This is a genomic window from Actinomadura sp. NPDC000929 (assembly GCF_040492065.1).
GTDB lineage: Bacteria > Actinomycetota > Actinomycetes > Streptosporangiales > Streptosporangiaceae > Spirillospora > Spirillospora verrucosospora.
Window position 1 is genome coordinate 36,907 of the sequence record NZ_JBEUPA010000041.1, and the last position, 17,050, is coordinate 53,956.

The 17,050-nt window shown below is 73.4% G+C and carries 13 protein-coding genes; 6 read left to right on the forward strand and 7 right to left on the reverse strand.

Annotation, left to right across the window (positions count from 1 at the left end; all coding sequences use genetic code 11):
* Positions 1–90: 90 nt before the first annotated feature.
* The 7 genes from ABWI04_RS17350 to ABWI04_RS17380 form a co-directional block, all read right to left on the reverse strand.
* Positions 91–2,142: a bifunctional aldolase/short-chain dehydrogenase gene (locus ABWI04_RS17350; RefSeq protein ID WP_353833037.1), complete on the reverse strand. Its 2,052-nt coding sequence runs from the start codon at positions 2,140–2,142 to the stop codon at positions 91–93.
* 53 nt (positions 2,143–2,195) lie between these two features.
* Positions 2,196–3,362, reverse strand: coding sequence for an L-rhamnose isomerase (gene rhaI, locus ABWI04_RS17355; protein WP_353833038.1), 1,167 nt, complete (start codon positions 3,360–3,362; stop codon positions 2,196–2,198).
* A gap of 29 nt (positions 3,363–3,391) precedes the next feature.
* Entirely contained in the window at positions 3,392–3,721 is a 330-nt protein-coding gene (locus ABWI04_RS17360; RefSeq protein WP_179847793.1) for an L-rhamnose mutarotase, read from the reverse strand.
* A 57-nt stretch (positions 3,722–3,778) separates the two neighbouring features.
* Positions 3,779–4,864 (reverse strand): rhamnose ABC transporter substrate-binding protein, encoded by a 1,086-nt coding sequence (rhaS, locus tag ABWI04_RS17365; protein WP_345182420.1) that lies wholly within the window; start codon positions 4,862–4,864, stop codon positions 3,779–3,781.
* 95 nt (positions 4,865–4,959) lie between these two features.
* A complete protein-coding gene (locus tag ABWI04_RS17370) occupies positions 4,960–5,949 on the reverse strand; it encodes an ABC transporter permease (RefSeq protein WP_353833039.1) in 990 nt (329 codons plus the stop codon).
* Complete coding sequence (locus ABWI04_RS17375) at positions 5,946–7,034, reverse strand: ABC transporter permease (RefSeq protein ID WP_353833040.1); 1,089 nt, start codon at positions 7,032–7,034, stop codon at positions 5,946–5,948. Before ABWI04_RS17375 ends, ABWI04_RS17370 begins: the two co-directional genes overlap by 4 nt.
* Positions 7,035–7,038: 4 nt before the next feature.
* Positions 7,039–8,577, reverse strand: a complete 1,539-nt coding sequence (locus ABWI04_RS17380) for a sugar ABC transporter ATP-binding protein (RefSeq protein WP_345182414.1) — start codon at positions 8,575–8,577, stop codon at positions 7,039–7,041.
* A gap of 300 nt (positions 8,578–8,877) precedes the next feature.
* Between ABWI04_RS17380 and ABWI04_RS17385 the strand changes: the two genes are divergently transcribed.
* The 6 genes from ABWI04_RS17385 to ABWI04_RS17410 form a co-directional block, all read left to right on the forward strand.
* Positions 8,878–9,960, forward strand: coding sequence for a LacI family DNA-binding transcriptional regulator (locus ABWI04_RS17385; RefSeq protein ID WP_353833041.1), 1,083 nt, complete (start codon positions 8,878–8,880; stop codon positions 9,958–9,960).
* Positions 9,957–10,670, forward strand: coding sequence for a (Fe-S)-binding protein (locus ABWI04_RS17390; RefSeq protein ID WP_353833042.1), 714 nt, complete (start codon positions 9,957–9,959; stop codon positions 10,668–10,670). Before ABWI04_RS17385 ends, ABWI04_RS17390 begins: the two co-directional genes overlap by 4 nt.
* Before the next feature lie 83 nt (positions 10,671–10,753).
* Positions 10,754–12,175 carry a LutB/LldF family L-lactate oxidation iron-sulfur protein gene (locus tag ABWI04_RS17395; protein WP_353833047.1) on the forward strand — a complete coding sequence of 474 codons (1,422 nt, stop codon included), beginning with the start codon at positions 10,754–10,756 and terminating at the stop codon, positions 12,173–12,175.
* Complete coding sequence (locus ABWI04_RS17400) at positions 12,172–12,792, forward strand: LutC/YkgG family protein (protein WP_345187803.1); 621 nt, start codon at positions 12,172–12,174, stop codon at positions 12,790–12,792. The genes ABWI04_RS17395 and ABWI04_RS17400 overlap by 4 nt, the downstream gene beginning before the upstream one ends.
* Entirely contained in the window at positions 12,789–14,222 is a 1,434-nt protein-coding gene (locus tag ABWI04_RS17405; protein ID WP_353833043.1) for a rhamnulokinase, read from the forward strand. Before ABWI04_RS17400 ends, ABWI04_RS17405 begins: the two co-directional genes overlap by 4 nt.
* A 249-nt stretch (positions 14,223–14,471) precedes the next feature.
* On the forward strand, positions 14,472–17,050 hold a 2,579-nt coding region (locus ABWI04_RS17410; RefSeq protein WP_353833044.1), incomplete at its 3' end, for an ATP-binding protein.

The window sequence follows — 17,050 nt, forward strand, 5'->3', positions numbered from 1 at the left end:
CCGGGTGGGGACGGCGCGGCCGCGGCGGGGTGAGCGCCGCGGCCGCGCGGTCCGGGCCGCCGGCCGGCCTCGTTCCGTCTGGGATCCTCCTCAGCGCAGGAACGCGGCGGCGACGCCGGCGTCCACGGGGACGTGCAGTCCGGTGGTGTGGGTCAGGTCCCCGCCGGTGAGGGCGAAGACGGCGGCGGCGACGTGCTCGGGCAGCACCTCGCGCTTGAGCAGCGTCCGCTGGGCGTAGAACTCGCCGAGCCTCTCCTCCTCGACGCCGTACACGGCGGCGCGCTTGGCGCCCCACCCGCCGGCGAAGATCCCCGAACCGCGCACGACCCCGTCCGGGTTGACCCCGTTGACGCGGATGCCGTGCTCGCCGAGCTCGGCGGCCAGCAGCCGCACCTGGTGCGCCTGGTCGGCCTTGGTCGCGCCGTAGGCGATGTTGTTCGGCCCGGCGAACACCCCGTTCTTGGACGAGATGTAGACGATGTCGCCGCCCATCCCCTGCTCGACCATGACGCGGGCGGTCTCGCGGGACACCAGGAACGAGCCGCGCGCCATGACGTCGTGCTGGAGGTCCCAGTCGGCGACGGTCGTCTCCAGCAGCGGCTTGGAGATGGAGAGCCCGGCGTTGTTGACGACGAGGTCCACGCCGCCGAAGGCCAGGACCGCCTCCCGGACGGCCGCGGCGATCTCGTCCTCCGAGGTCACGTCCGCGCCGGCGGCGACGGCGACGTCGGAGGCGCGCAGCGCGCCGGCGCCGATCCCGGCGGCGACCTTCTCGGCGGCCGCGAGGTCGCGGTCGGCGACGACGACGCAGGCGCCCTCGTCGGCGAGGCGGCGGGCGGTGGCCGCGCCGATCCCCGAGCCGCCGCCGGTGACGAGGGCGACGCGGGACGCGAGGGGCTTCGGCGCCGGCATCCGGCGCAGCTTGGCCTCCTCCAGCTCCCAGTACTCGATGCGGAACTTCTCCGCCTCGTCGATCGGCGCGTACGACGACAGCGCCTCCGCGCCGCGCATCACGTTGATCGCGTTGACGTAGAACTCGCCGGCGACCCGCGCGGTCTGCTTGTTCGCCCCGAAGGAGAACATCCCGACGCCCGGCACCAGCACGATCGCCGGGTCCGCGCCGCGCATCGGCGGCGAGTCCGGGCCGGCGTGCCGGTCGTAGTAGGCGGCGTACTCCTCGCGGTAGGCGGCGTGCAGCTCCCTCAGCCGCGCCTTGGCCTCGTCGAGCGGCGCGTCCGGCGGCAGGTCCAGCACCATCGGCGCGACCTTGGTGCGCAGGAAGTGGTCCGGGCACGACGTGCCGAGCGCGGCGAGCCGGGGGTGCTCGGCGCGCGACACGAAGTCCAGGACGGCCTCACTGTCGGTGTAGTGCCCGACCTGCGGACGGTCCGTGGACGCCAGGCCCCGGACGAGCGGGAACAGCGCGGCGGCGCGCGCGTGCCGCTCTTCCTCGGGCAGCACCGGGTGGACGACCTCGCCGAACGGGTCCGCCTTGCCGTGCTCGGCGATGTAGGCCTCGGCGGTGCGGATGATGTCGAGCGAGTTGGCCTTGCACTCCTCGCTCGTCTCGCCCCAGGCGGTGATGCCGTGCCCGCCGAGGATCACCCCGATGGCGCCGGGGTTGGCGCGCTTGATCTCGGCGATGTCCAGGCCGAGCTGGAAGCCGGGGCGCCGCCACGGCACCCACGCCACCCGGTCGCCGAAGATCCGGCGCGTCAGCTCCTCGCCGTCGACGGCCGTCGCGATCGCGATGCCGGAGTCGGGGTGCAGGTGGTCGACGTGCGCGGCCTCCACGAGGCCGTGCATCGCGGTGTCGATCGACGGGGCGGCGCCGCCCTTGCCGTGCAGGCAGTAGTCGAACGCCGCGACCATCTCGTCCTCGCGCTCGACGCCCGGGTAGACGTCCACGAGGGCGCGCATCCGGTCCAGCCGCAGGACGGCCAGGCCCTTCTCGGTGAGGGTGCCGAGGTCGCCGCCCGAGCCCTTCACCCACATCAGCTCGATGTCGCGGGCCGTCACCGGGTCGGTGACGGTGCCCTTCGCGGACGCGTTGCCGCCCGCGTAGTTGGTGTTGCGCGGGTCCGAGCCGAGGGTGTTGGCGCGTTCCAGCAGATGCTCCACCTCGGGTGGAGTGGCGGTCATCGGATATCTCCTCATGTGCGTGCGTGGCCTCGTGTGCGAGCGTGGAAGGACGCTCAGGCGCCCCAGCCGGCCGCCTGGCCGTCCTTGCGCTCCTCGACGATCCGCTGGTGGTAGCCGGACACCTTGTAGGCGGCGACCGGGTCCGGGTGCAGGCCCATCTCCTCGCGCAGCTCGGCGAGCAGCGGCCGGACGTCGGTGTTGTAGGCGTCCATGAACACGGCGTTCGCCTCCAGGACGTCACCGGACCGCTGCGCCGACCGCAGGGCGTCGACGTCCACCAGCAGCGCCTTCGCCGTGGCCTCCTGGACGTTCATCACCGAGCGGATCTGGCCCTGGATCTTCGGCTCGATGTTGTGGCACTGGTCGAGCATGAACGCCACGCCCGTCTCGACGTCGTAGCCGCCGCCGCGCACCACCTCGTACATGATCCGGAACAGCTGGAACGGGTCGGCGGCGCCCACCATCAGGTCGTCGTCGGCGTAGAAGCGGGAGTTGAAGTCGAACCCGCCGAGCTTCCCCTCGCGCAGCAGGAACGCCACGATGAACTCGATGTTGGTGCCGGGCGCGTGGTGGCCGGTGTCGACCACGACCTGCGCCTTCGGGCCGAGCTTCAGGCAGTGCGCGTAGGAGGTGCCCCAGTCCGGCAGGTCGGTCGCGTAGAACGCCGGCTCGAACAGCTTGTACTCCAGCAGGAACCGCTGGTCGTCGCCGAGCCGCTCGTACACGGCGGCGAGGGCCTCGGCCATCCGGTCCTGCCGGTCGCGGATGTCGTCCTGCCCCGGGTAGTTCGTCCCGTCGGAGAACCACAGCTTCAGGTCGCGGGACCCGGTCGCGTCCATGATGTCGACCGCTTCGAGCAGCTGGTCGAGGGCCTTGCGGCGGACGGCGGGGTCGGGGTTGGTGACGCTGCCGAGCATGTAGTCGTCATCCTGGAAGACGTTGGTGTTCACCGCCCCGATCCGCACGCCCCGCTCCTTGGCGTGGGCGGCCAGCGCGGCGTAGTCGTCCACCCGGTCCCAGGGGATGTGGACCGCCACGCTGGGGGCGACGCCGGTGAACCGGTGCACCTGCGCGGCATCGTCGATCTTCTCCTGCGGGGTGCGCGGCACGCCCGGCTGGGCGAAGACCTTGAACCGGGTCCCCGAGTTCCCGTACGCCCACGAGGGGGTCTCGATCTGCTGGCGGCGCAGGGCGTCCTTCACCGCGCTGGTGTCGTTCACGCTTGCCTCTCTCTTCTCTCCGGTCCTCGTCAGTCGAGGTGGAAGACCTCGGGGAGCGTCCGCATCCCCTCGTCGGGGCGGCCGTCGAGGTCCTCGAAAAACGGCGCCATCTCCGCCTGCCACCGCGCGTTCACCTCGGTGCGGGCCATCGCCTCCTGGGCGGCCTCGAAGTCGTCGGTCTCCAGGTAGCCGACGAGAAGGCCGTCCTCGCGTAGGAACAGCGAGTAGTTGTGCCAGCCGGTGTCGCGCAGAGCGCTGAGCATGTCGGGCCAGACCGCCTGGTGGCGCAGCTTGTACTCCTCCAGGCGGTCCTGCCTGACCTTCAGCAGGAAGCAGACGCGCTTCGTGCTTCCGGACATCTGTTCGTCTCCTCGTGGGGGGCGGCCCCCACGCCTAGCGGTTCGCTTCGCTCAGGCTCAGAAGTGGTACTGGTCGATGTTCTTGGCGTCGAACACGGTCGGCGGGCCGAGGATCACCTCGCCGTTGGCGCCGATCGTGCGCTCGCCGAGCTTGCCCGCCGTGAACTTCTCGCCCTCCGCGCCGGTGATCTGGCCGGACGACAGCGCCGCCGCCGCGAACGCGGCGAGGTAGCCGAGGTTCTTCGGGTCCCAGAGCTCGAAGCCCTTGACCGTGCCGTCCTTGACGAACTTGCGCATCTGGTCGGGGGTGCCGAGGCCGGTCAGCGCGACCTTGCCCTTGTACTTGGAGCCGGAGATGTAGCGGGCGGCGGCGGCGATGCCGACCGTGGTCGGCGAGATGATGCCCTTCAGGTTCGGGTACGCCTGCAGCAGGCCCTGGGTCTGCTGGAACGACTTCTGGTCGTCGTCGTCGCCGTAGGCCACCTTGACGAGCTTCATCTTGGAGTACTCGGGCTTCTTCAGCTCGTCCTGCATGAACTTGATCCAGGTGTTCTGGTTCGTGGCGTTCGCGGTCGCCGACAGGATCGCGATCTCGCCCTCGCCGCCGATCTGCTCGGACAGCAGCTTGACCTCGCTGCGGCCGATCTCCTCGGAGCTGGCCTGGTTGATGAACACGTCCCGGCATTCGGGGTTGGTGTCGGAGTCGTAGGCGACGATCTTGATGTTCTTGGACATCGCCTGCTTGAGCGGACCGCACACCGCGTTCTCGTCGTTGGCGGCGATGAGGATCGCGTCGTGCCGCTGCTGGATCAGCGTGTTGATGTAGGAGACCTGCGAGGACGCTGAGGCGTCGGACGGGCCGACCTCCTTGGCCTCACCGCCGAACTCCTTGGCCGCCGCGATGCCGGCGTTGTCGACGATCGTCTCGTAGGGGTTGTTGACCTGCTTGGGCAGGAAGGCCAGCTTCAGGCCCTTCTTCAGCGGCGCGTTCGGGTTCGCGGAGGCCTTGCCCCCGGCCTTGGCGTCCCCCGAGCCGGACGCGGAGTCCTTGGTGGTCCCGCCGCAGGCGGCCAGGCTGAGGGCCAGAGCGCCCGCCGTGGCGGCGGCCGCCAGCCGGCGCGGGGCGCGCATACGAATGCTCATCAGGGTGCCTTTCACAGTTCCGGGTCGTGCTACGGGGTGGGTGGACATGCGGCGGGGGGCGGGGGTCGTGCGGTCGGGTTCGAGGTGCGGTGGGATCACGGTGCGGCGACGGGGACCGCGGGTCTCGCGCCCCGCCGCCGGCCTCGGGCCTCGCGCGCCACGGCGATCAGCCGCGGCGTGAGGACGCTGATGATGAGCAGCAGGCCCGTGACGATCGACTGGACCTCGGTGGAGACGTCGTTGAGCATCAGCAGGTTGCGGAGCAGGCCGATGAGCAGCACGGCCGCGATGACGCCGCCGAGGGTGCCCTTGCCGCCGTCGAAGTCGACGCCGCCGAGCAGCACCGCCGCGATGACGGCGAGCTCCAGGCCGATGCCGTTGTCGGCGCGGGCGCTGCCGTAGCGGAGCGTGTAGACGACGCCGGCGAACCCGGCGACGAGGCCGGACACCGCGAACAGGATCAGCTTGATGCGCTTGACCCGGATGCCGGCGAAGTAGGCGGCGTCCTCCTGCGCGCCGATCGCGAACAGCGACCGCCCGACGCCGGTGGCGTGCAGGACGACGCCGGTGGCGGCGGCGAGCACGGCGAACAGCGCGACCGGGTACGGGATCGGCGTGCCCGGGATGGAGGACGTCGCGAGATCGGTGTAGGCGGCGGGGAACTCCGAGATCGCCCCGGTGCCGAGCGTCACGTACGCCAGACCCCGGTAGAGGGTCAGCGTGCCGATCGTCACGGCGAGGGACGGCAGCCCGAGCCGGGTCACCAGCAGGCCGTTCACCAGACCGCAGACCACGCCGACGACCAGCACCAGCGGGATGATCGCCTCGATGGACATGCCGCCGTCCCACAGCTTGCCGGTGAGGGCGCTGCACAGCCCGAGGATGGAGGCGACCGACAGGTCCACCTGCCCGCACACGACCAGCAGCGTCATCGGCAGCGCGATCAGCGCGATCTCGCTGAGGTCGTCCAGCGCGAACGACAGGTTGTCGTTGTTCGCGAAGTCCGGGGAGAACCCGGCGCCGCTCGCGAACACCACCACCAGCAGGGCGGTGACGGCGGTCTCCCACCGCATCAGGCGGCTCATGACCGTCCCTCCTTGCTCTCCGGGGCGGCGGCGCGGTGCGCGGCCGAGGCCAGGGACCGCTGTTTCAGCGCCCGGGTGACGCGCAGCGCCAGCAGCCGGTCGACGCTGATGGCCAGCAGCAGCAGGACGCCGGTGATCGCGTCCTGCCAGAACGAGTTGACCTTGAGCACCACCAGCACGCTGCCGATGGTGGTGAGCAGCAGCGCGCCGAGCGCCGCCCCGTACACGGTGCCGACGCCGCCGGTGATGGCGACGCCGCCGACGACGACGGCGCTGACGACCTTCAGCTCCCAGCCGTTGGCGGCGTCGGCGACGACGGTGCCGAACCGGGCGAGCCACAGCACCCCGGCGAGGCCGGCGAGGGCGCCGCTGACCAGGTAGGCGGTGAGGACGCGGCGGCGGATCGGCACGCCGGCGAGCATCGCGGCCTCCGGGCTGGAGCCGATCGCGTAGTACTCGCGCCCGGAGGAGTAGGAGCGCAGGTAGTAGCCGACCGCCGCCATCACGACCACGGTGATGATCGGAAGGTAGGGGATGCCGAGGATCCCGTCGTTGCCGAGGCTCAGCAGCGACGCCGGAAGGTCCGCGGCGCCGATCTGGTCGCCGTGCGCGATGCGGTAGTCCAGCCCCTGGATGACGTACAGGGTGCCGAGGGTCACGACGAGGGCGGGGACGCGGCAGAAGCTGACCAGCAGCCCGTTCACGAGCCCGCAGACCAGGCCGATCCCGACGCCCACCAGGACGACCATCACGACGTTGCGGTCCCCGCCGGAGGCGTACTTGCCGGCGCTGAACGCGACGAGCCCGACGACGGACCCGACCGACAGGTCGATGTTGCGGGTGACGACGACCATGCTCTGCCCGACGGCGAGCAGCACCAGGATCGAGGCGTTGAGGAAGATGTCCTTGAGGCCCTGGCCGGACAGGAACCGCGGGTTCGCGATCGTCGTGCCGAGCACGAGCAGGACCAGCGCGCCGAGGATGCTCAGCTCGCGGGCGCGCAGCACCATCTCGACCAGGCGGCGCCCGCCGCCCGGCGAGCCGCCCGACTCCGGCCTGGCCGGGGACTGGGTGAGGACGGTCATCGGCTCAGGCCGCCTTTCCGGTGCCGGGGCGGCCGGTCGCCGCGGCCATCACGCTCTCCTCGGTCGCGTCCGCGCGGGCGATCTGCGCGGTCAGCCGCCCCTCGTGCATGACGAGGATCCGGTCGGCCATGCCGAGCACCTCCGGCAGGTCGGAGGAGATCATCAGCACCGCCAGGTCCTGCGCGGCCAGCTCCGACAGCAGCCGGTGCACCTCGGCCTTGGTGCCGACGTCGATGCCGCGGGTCGGCTCGTCCACGATCAGCACGGCCGGCTCGGTGGCCAGCCACTTGGCGAGCACGACCTTCTGCTGGTTGCCGCCCGACAGGACGCCGACGGCGTCGCTGAGCCGGGAGTACTTCAGCTGGAGGCGCAGGCCCCAGTCGGCGGCGCGGTCCCGCTCCACCTTCCGGGAGATCAGGCCCCCGCGCCCGGTCTCGCGGCGCAGCGTCTTCAGCTGGGTCAGGCCCATGTTCCGCTCGATCGACATGTCCATGACGAGGCCCTGCTGGCGGCGGTCCTCGGGGACGAGCGCCAGCCCGGCCGACATCGCGGCCGTGGGGCTGCCCGCGGGGAGCGGGCGCCCGCCGACCTCGACGGTCCCGGCGTCCCAGCGGTCCACGCCGAAGACGGCGCGGGCGACCTCGCTGCGGCCGGCGCCGACGAGCCCGGCCAGCGCGACGATCTCGCCGCGGCGGACCTCGAAGGAGACGTCGGTGAAGGCGCCCTCGCGGGTCAGCCGGCTCACCTTCAGCGCGACCTCGCCGGGCGTGACGTCCTGCTTGGGGTAGAGCGCGTCGAGGTCGCGGCCGACCATCCGGCGGACGAGGTCGTCGGGGGTGATGTCGGCGACCATGTCGGTGCCGACGTAGGTGCCGTCGCGCAGCGTCGTGACCCGGCGGCAGATCTCGAAGATCTCCTCCAGCCGGTGCGAGATGAACAGCACCGCGCAGCCGCTCTCCTGCAGGCTGCGGGTGACCGCGAACAGGCGAGCGACCTCCTGGCCGGTGAGCGCCGCGGTCGGCTCGTCCATGATGAGCACCCGCGCGTCCCGGGAGATGGCCTTGGCGATCTCGACGACCTGCTGGTCGGCGATCGACAGGCCGCGGGCGGGCTGCTGCGGGTCCAGCGCGACGCCGAGCCGCTCGAACAGCCGCGCCGTCTCGGCGTGCATGGCGCGGCGGTCGATGCGGCCGAGCGCGCCGCGCGGCTGGCGGCCCATGAAGATGTTCTCCGCGACAGACAGGTCGGGGAACAGCGTGGGCTCCTGGTAGATGACCGCGACACCGGCGGCCTGCGCGTCGGCGGGGCTGTTGAAGGCCACCGGCTCGCCGTCCACCCGCACCTCGCCCGCGTCGGGGCGGTGGACCCCTGCGAACGTTTTTACGACGGTGGACTTGCCGGCGCCGTTCTCCCCCGCAAGGGCGTGCACCTCGCCCGCGTGGAGCTCCAGGGTGACCCCCTGCAGCGCGCGGACCGCGCCGAACGACTTACTCACGTTGACCAGTGCCAATGTCGGCGGCGCCGAGCGGCCCGGTGCACTCATCGCGGCCCTCCTCGCGGGGGTCGTCTGTGACGTACAGATGAAAAACGTTTTAACGGGATGTTGCGGAGGACGCTAGATGTGACCCGGAGCACCCGTCAAGAGGGAACCTTGCCGCCAACCCCGCCCGACGCTGCGAGAAGCCCGTGCTCGCAAGGGCCCGCGACGTTCAGAAGTCGTACGCGGCCAGGACCGGCCGCCGAGGTTTCGCGACCCGTGGACCCCCACCACGGGTTGACACGTTTTAATCGAATGACCAAAGTGAGCGGCGACACAGCAGCGGACGACTCGGGGGCACACAGATTGGGCGCAGACGAGACCGGCCGCTCCGCGCCGCCGGGCAGGACGGTCGGCATCAAGCAGGTCGCGGCGCACGCAGGCGTCTCGCCCGGCACCGTGTCCAACGTGCTCAACCGGCCCGAGCGCGTCGCCGAGACCACCCGCGTCCGCGTCGAGCAGGCGATCCGCGATCTCGGCTTCGTCCGCAACGGCTCGGCGTCCACCCTGCGCGCCGGGCACAGCAGCACGATCGGGCTGATGGTCCTCGACCTGGCCAACCCGTTCTTCACCGACGTGGCGCGCGGCGTGGAGGACACCGCCAGCGAGCGCGGCTACGCGGTGATCCTGTCCTCCTCGGGCGAGTCCGACGAGCGGGAGCTGCGCAACCTGCGGGTGTTCGCCGAGCAGCGCGTCCGCGGCGTCCTGCTGACCCCGGTCGGCGACGACGGCGAGGCCGCCGACCGGCTGAGCGAGCGGGGCGTCCCGGTGGTGCTGCTCGACCACCCGACGCCGCGCGCCAACCAGTGCTCGGTCGCCGTGGACGACGTCGCCGGCGGCGAGCTCGCGGTCCGCGAACTGCTGGACGCGGGGGCCCGGACGCTGGCGCTGGTGACCGGGCCGGCCGTGCTGCGCCAGTGCGTCGACCGGCGCAGGGGCGCGCTGCGGGCGCTGCGCGCCGCCGGGCTCCCCGGGAAGGTGATGCGCGAGGTCGCGGTGGGGGCGATGAACGCCCGGTCCGGGCAGGAGGCGGCCCGGCGGCTGCTGGAGGCCGGCCCGCCGCTGCCCGAGGCGATCTTCTGCGCGAACGACCTGCTCGCGCTCGGCGTGCTGCGCGTCCTGCTGCAGGCCGGGATCAAGGTGCCGGATGACGTCGCGCTGATCGGGTACGACGACATCGAGTTCTCGGCCGCCGCCGCCGTCCCGCTCAGCTCGGTGCGGCAGCCCACCTACCAGCTCGGCCGGATCGCGACCGAGCTGCTGCTGGAGGAGTGCGACGACTCGGGCGGGCACGCCCACCAGCAGGTGATGTTCCAGCCCGAGCTGGTCGTCCGCGAGTCCAGCCGCTCCGCCCTGGGCGGCCCCGCCCTCGGGAGGCAGGCACTGTGAAGGTCGCGCTGTTCCTCACCTGCGTCAACGACACGATGTACCCGGGGACGGGCAGGGCCGTGGTGCGGCTGCTGCGGCGCCTCGGCCACGACGTCGAGTTCCCCGAGTCGCAGACCTGCTGCGGGCAGATGCACCTCAACACCGGCTACCGGAAGCAGGCGCTGCCCCTGGTGAAGGGGTTCGCGGAGACGTTCGAGCCCTACGACGCGATCGTGACGCCGTCCGCGTCCTGCGGGGCGATGATCCGCGACTGGCACCCGCGGCTCGCGCCGCGCGCCGCCGGGGTCGCCTCCCGCGTGTACGAGCTGACGGAGTTCCTGGTGGACGTCCTCGGCGTCACCGACGTCGGCGCGTACTACCCGCACCGCGTCACCTACCACCCCACGTGCCACTCGCTGCGGATGCTGCACGTCGGCGACCGCCCGCTGCGGCTGCTGCGCGAGGTCGGCGGCATCGACCTGGTCGAGCTCCCGGACGCGGCCGAGTGCTGCGGGTTCGGCGGGACGTTCGCGCTGAAGAACGCCGAGGTGTCGGCCGCGATGTGCGCCGACAAGGTCACCGCCGTCCGGGAGACCGGCGCCGAGACGCTGTGCGCGGCGGACAACTCCTGCCTGATGCACATCGGCGGCGCCCTCACCCGCACCCGCGCCGGGGTGCGGACCGTCCACCTGGCCGAGATCCTCGCCTCGACGCGGGAGGAGCCCGCATGACCTCACCCGCGCGTACACCGTGGGGGGACGACCCCCCACACCCCCCGGTACGCTCCGCTCAGGCGATGCCGACCTACCTCGGAATGCCGTCGTTCCCGGACGCGGCCCGCCGCGCGGTGGCGGACCCGCGGCTGCGCGCGAACCTCGCGCACGCCACCACCACGATCCGCGGGCGCCGCGCCGCCGCGGTGGCCGAACTGGACGACTGGGCCGCGCTCCGCGAGGCGGGCAAGCAGATCAAGGACCACGTCCTGGCGGACCTCGGGCACTACCTGCGGCTGCTGGAGGAGAAGGTCACCGAGGCCGGCGGGACGGTGCACTGGGCCCGCGACGCGGCCGAGGCCAACCGGATCGTCGCGGACCTGGTGAAGGCCACCGGCGAGACCGAGGTCGTCAAGGTCAAGTCGATGGCGACGCAGGAGATCGGCCTCAACGAGTTCCTCGCCGAGGAGGGGATCACCGCCTACGAGACCGACCTGGCGGAGCTGATCGTCCAGCTCGGCGACGACCGGCCGTCGCACATCCTCGTCCCGGCGATCCACCGCAACCGCTCCGACATCCGCGACATCTTCCTGCGCGCGATGGAGGACGCTCCGGAGGACCTGACCGACGCGCCCGCCGAGCTGGCCGAGGCGGCCCGCCGGCACCTGCGCGCCAAGTTCCTGTCGGCGAAGGTCGGGGTGTCGGGCGTGAACTTCGCCGTCGCCGACACCGGCACGCTCGTCGTGCTGGAGTCGGAGGGCAACGGCCGGATGTGCCTGACGCTCCCCGAGACGCTCATCTCGGTGATGGGCGTGGAGAAGATCGTGCCGAGCTGGCGGGACCTGGAGGTATTCCTCCAGCTGCTGCCCCGCTCGTCCACCGCCGAGCGGATGAACCCCTACACCTCGACCTGGACGGGCGTGTCCCCCGGCGACGGCCCGCGCGACTTCCACCTCGTCCTGCTGGACAACGGCCGCACCGCCACCCTGGCCGACGAGGTGGGCCGGCAGGCGCTGCGCTGCATCCGCTGCTCGGCGTGCCTGAACGTGTGCCCGGTCTACCAGCGCGCGGGCGGCCACGCCTACGGCTCGCCCTACCCCGGCCCGATCGGCGCGATCCTGTCCCCGCAGATCAGGGGCATCGGGTCGGAGGTGGACGCGTCGCTGCCGTACGCGTCGACGCTGTGCGGGGCCTGCTTCGAGGCGTGCCCGGTCGCCATCGACATCCCGGAGGTGCTGGTGCACCTGCGGGCCCGCGCCGTCGAGAAGGGGCCCCGGCATCCGCTGGAGCGGGTGGCGATGGCCGCGGCCGGGTGGACGCTGCGCTCCCCCACCCGGCTCGGGCTCGCGCAGCGCGCCGCGTCCGCGAGCCGCCGCGCCGTGGCGCGCGGGGGCCCGATGCGGCGGCTGCCCGGGCCGCTCGGCGCCTGGACCGAGACGCGGGACGCGCCCGCGCCGCCGCCCGAGTCGTTCCGCGCCTGGTGGGCCCGGACCGGCGGCGGGCGCGAGGAGGGGGAACGGTGAACGCGCGCGAGGAGATCCTGCGCCGGATCGAGCGGGCGGCGCCCGCCCGGCCCGCCGCCGAGGTCGCCGCCGCCTACGGGCGGATCGACCGCGGCTACCTGCGCCGCCACCACGAGGACGCGATCCTCGACCTGTTCGCGGAGCGGGTCGCCGACTACCGCGCGACCGTCCTGCGCGTCGCCGCGGCCGACGTCGCCTCGACCGTCGCCGAACGGCTCGCGGCCCGTCCCGGCGCCTACGGCGTCCCCTCCGGCCTGCCGGAGGAGTGGACGTCCGCGACGGGGGCGGAGCTCGTGCGCGACCCGTCGGTCGCCTCCCTCGACGGCCTCGCCGGGGCGGTCACCGGCTGCGCGGCGGCGGTCGCGGAGACCGGCACGATCGTGCTGGACCACGGCGCCGGCCAGGGGCCGCGCGCCCTGTCCCTCGTCCCCGACTACCACCTGATCGTCGTCCTCGCCGGCCAGGTCGCCGCCGATGTGCCGGAGGCGCTCGAACGGCTCGACCCGCGGCGCCCGCTGACGTTCGTGTCGGGCCCGTCCGCGACGAGCGACATCGAACTGTCCCGGGTGGAGGGCGTGCACGGCCCGCGGACTCTGGAGGTTGTGGTCGTCCAATGAGCGAAGCGATGTTCGCGGCCGTCGATCTCGGGGCGTCCAGCGGGCGGGTGATGGCCGGGCGCGTCGGGCCGGGCACCCTCGCCCTGGAGGAGATCCGCCGCTTCCCGAACCGCCCCGTGCGGGTCAACGGAACCCTGCACTGGGACATCCTCGGCCTCTACGGCAACGTCCTGGACGGGCTCCGCTCCGCCCCGCGCGGCCTGTCCTCGGTCGGCATCGACTCCTGGGCCGTCGACTACGGGCTCCTCGACGCGGAGGGCCGGCTGCTCGGCAACCCCGTCCACTACCGCGACGCCCGCACCGACGGCGTGATGGAGCGGGTGCGCGCCGAGCTGGGCGAGGACCTGCTCTACCGGACCTCGGGCCTGCAGTTCCTCCCGTTCAACACGATCTACCAGCTCGCGGCCGAGGACCTGTCCCGGGCCGCCACGCTGCTGCTCGTCCCCGACCTGCTGGCCCACTGGCTCACCGGGGAGATCGGCGCCGAGCGCACGAACGCCTCCACCACCGGGCTGCTGGACGTCCGGAGCGGCGCCTGGTCGGCGGACCTCATCGACCGGCTCGGCCTGCCCGCGCGGATCTTCCCGCCGCTGCACGACCCCGGCGCCGGCATCGGCACCCTGCGCGCGGACGTGGCGGCCGAGACCGGCCACGGCGCGCTGCGCGTCACGGCCGTCGGGTCCCACGACACGGCCTCCGCCGTCGCCGCCGTCCCCGCCGCCACCGACCGGTTCGCCTACATCTCGTGCGGCACCTGGTCGCTGGTCGGCGTGGAACTGGACGCCCCCGTGCTGACCGACGAGAGCCGCAAGGCCAACTTCACCAACGAGGGCGGCGTCGACGGGACCGTCCGCTACCTGCGCAACGTGATGGGCCTGTGGCTCCTCCAGGAGTCGCAGCGGACCTGGGGCGAGGCGGACCTGCCGGGCCTGCTCGCCGCGGCCCGGGACGTGCCCGGCCTGCGCAGCCTCATCGACCCCGACGACCCCGAGTTCCTGCCGCCCGGCGACATGCCGGCCCGCATCGCCGCGCACTGCCGCCGCCGCGGGTTCCCCGAGCCGTCCACCCCCGCCGAGACCGTGCGCTGCATCCTCGACAGCCTCGCCCTCGCGCACCGCGCCACGCTCCGCCAGGCGGCGCGCCTGTCGGGGCGGGAGATCGACGTCGTCCACCTGGTGGGCGGCGGCAGCCGCAACGACCTGCTGTGCCGGCTGACCGCCGACGCGAGCGGGCTGCCGGTGGTGGCCGGACCCGTCGAGGCGACCGCCCTCGGCAACGTCCTGGCGCAGGCCCGCGCGCACGGCGCCGTCGCGGACCTCGCCGGGTCACGCGCCCTGGTCGCCGCCACCCAGGACCTGCGCCGCTACGAGCCGTCGGGCGACGAGGCCCGCTGGAGCGAGGCCGCCTCCCGCCTCGGCCTGGAGGACTGACCGGCCGCGGATGTCACGGTCCCGGGACGGTTTACCCTCCCGAGGTTGACATGGGACGCCCGAGGGCCGTTCATAGCTATGTACATACGGTCCAAGGCCGCCGTCGCGGGCGGGCAAGGCGCAGGCAGGGCGTGTTGTCCTGCCTTATTGACGTTCCACCCGATAAGGTGAATCCCGCTCGTTCAGAGGTACCGCAACAAGAAGCATGGCCACGGCGTATCGGCCGCCTGTCGCTGTTGGGGTGTGGACATGGAGGGTCGTGCGGCCCATGCCGCCGGGGGTCCCGGCAACGCTCCGCTCGTGGGGCGCCGGGACGCGCTGCACCGGATCGACCGCGCTCTCGACGCGGTCGAGAGCGGCTACGGCCTCGTCGCGCTGGTCGGCGAGCCCGGCGCCGGCAAGACGCGGCTGCTGAACGAGCTCGCGGACTGCGCGACCGCCCGCAAGCTGCCGTTCGTCGCGGGGCGCGCGGCCGAGTTCGAGCAGGAGATGCCGTTCGGCGCCGTGGTCGACGCGCTCGACGACCGCCTCGAGGAGCACTCCCTCGACCTGCCGCCCGGCGCGCTGCGCCTGCTCGGCACCGTGTTCCCCGCGCTCGCCGACCTGTCCGGCGACCCGCCCGCCGCCTCGCCGGAGTCGCGGGTGGCGCGCTACCAGCTGCACCGCACCGTCCGGCACCTGCTGGAGGCGCTCGCCGAGCCGTCCGGGCTGGTGCTGATCCTCGACGACCTGCACTGGGCCGACGACGCGACGATCGAGCTGCTGGACCACCTGGTCCGCCACCCGCCCCGGGCGCGGGTGCTGCTGGCGGTCGCCTACCGTCCGGCGCAGGCGTCGCCGCGGCTGGCGGCGCTGGTGGACGCGGCGGGCCCGCAGGGCGCGCGGGTGGCGGTCGATCCGCTCACCCAGAGCGAGGTCCGCGAGTTCCTCGGCCCGGACGTGGGCCGCGCGCGGTGCGAGGCCCTGTTCAAGGCCAGCGGCGGCAACCCGTTCTACCTCGAGGCGCTGGCCAGGATGGCGGGCGGGACCGCGCCCGCGTCCGGCGCCGGCCTCGACCGGCACTGGGAGAAGGGCGTCGCGAACCTGACCGAGGTGCCGCCGGCGGTGCGGGCGGCGCTGCAGGTCGAGCTGAGCGCGCTGCCGCCGAGGGCGCTGCTGATGGCGCAGGGCGCCGCGGTGGCCGCGGACGTGTTCGAGCCCGCGCTCGCGTCGGTCGCGGCGGAGATGGACCAGAACGCCGCGCTCACCGCCCTGGACGTGCTGACCGGCCACGACGTGGTGCGTCCCGCGCCGGGCGGCCGGTTCCGGTTCCGCCATCCCCTGGTGCGGCACGTCGCCTACGCCTCGACGGCGGCCGGCTGGCGGATCGCCGCGCACTCGCGGGTGTCGGAGCGGCTGGCCGAGCTCGGCGCCCCGGCGGCCGTGCGCGCCCACCACGTGGTGCGGTCGGCGCGCTTCGGCGACGCCGAGGCGATCCGGACGCTGCTGGAGGCCGCCCGCGCCGTCGCGCCGCAGGCGCCCGCGACCGCCGCGTACTGGCTGCAGGCCGCGCTGGACCTGATGCCCGGCACCGGCGCCGGTGCCTATCCCGACCGGGTGGAGCTGCTGGTCGAGCTGGCCCAGGTGCAGGCCGTCAGCGGCCATGCCGAGGAGGGCCGCGAGACCGCCCGCACGCTGCTGGGGCTGCTGCCGCCGGACGACACCGTCCGCCGCGCCCGCACCGTGCACATGTGCGCGATCATGGAGCGCCAGCTCGGCCGGATCCACGAGGCCCGCGCCCTGGTCCTGGACGAGCTGCGCCGCAGCACCGACCGGCAGACCCCCGAGGCGGTGCTGCTGCGGATCCGGCTCGTCGCCGACCGGATCCAGCGGATCGACACCCGGGGCTCGCACGCCATCCTGGAGACCATCCCCGACAGCGCGCCCGGGTGGGGCCCAGGCCTGACGGCGGCGGTCGCGGCGATGCGCCCGATGGTCGCCTACGGGCGCGGCGAGGTCGCGGAGGCGATCGACCGCGCCCAGACCGCCGACCGGCTGTTCTCCGCGGCGTCCGACAACGACTTCGCCGACTGCCTCGACTGCTTCGCCTGGCTGGTGTTCGCCGAGTCGTTCCTCGGCATGTACGACGAGGCGCTGCGGCACGCCGAGCGGCTGGTGTCGATCACCCGCACGACCGGGCAGACGTTCGTGCTCGGCTACATGCTGTCCGGGCAGTCGCGCGTCCTCGCCCAGACGGGGCGGCTGGAGGAGGCCGCGGCCGTCGCCGACGAGGCCACCGCGGTCGGCCGCGACCTGCGCTCGCAGGAGGTGCTGGCCTACGGGCTGATCCAGCAGTGCCTGACCGCGTCCTGGATGGGCGACCACGAGCGGGCGCTGCGGGCCGGGGACGAGGCCGTCGCCAACGACACCGGGTCGGGCGAGTGGTGGACCCACATGGCGCACGTGGCCCGCGCCATCGCGGTGATCAACGAGGGCCGGCTGGAGGAGGGCGCCACCGCGCTGATCGCCGCCTGCGGCGACGGCACCCTCGGCCTGGACTTCAGCACCCTGGTGATCTGCGCGGAGGCGCTGGCGTCGGTCCGCGCCGCGCAGGAGAACGGCGCCGACGCGGCGCACTGGGCCGACATCGCCGAGGCGATCGCCGACCCGCTGCTGACCGGCGACGCCGGCCTGGCCCGGCTGACCCGGGCGCACGCGCTCCGCTCCGCCGACCCCGCCGCGTCCGCGGCGGTGGCGGCGGAGGCCGCCGACCTGCTCGCCAAGGCGGGGCGGCGGCCCGAGGCCGGCCGCGCCGAACTGGCCGCCGGGCTCGCGCACGCCGCCGCGGG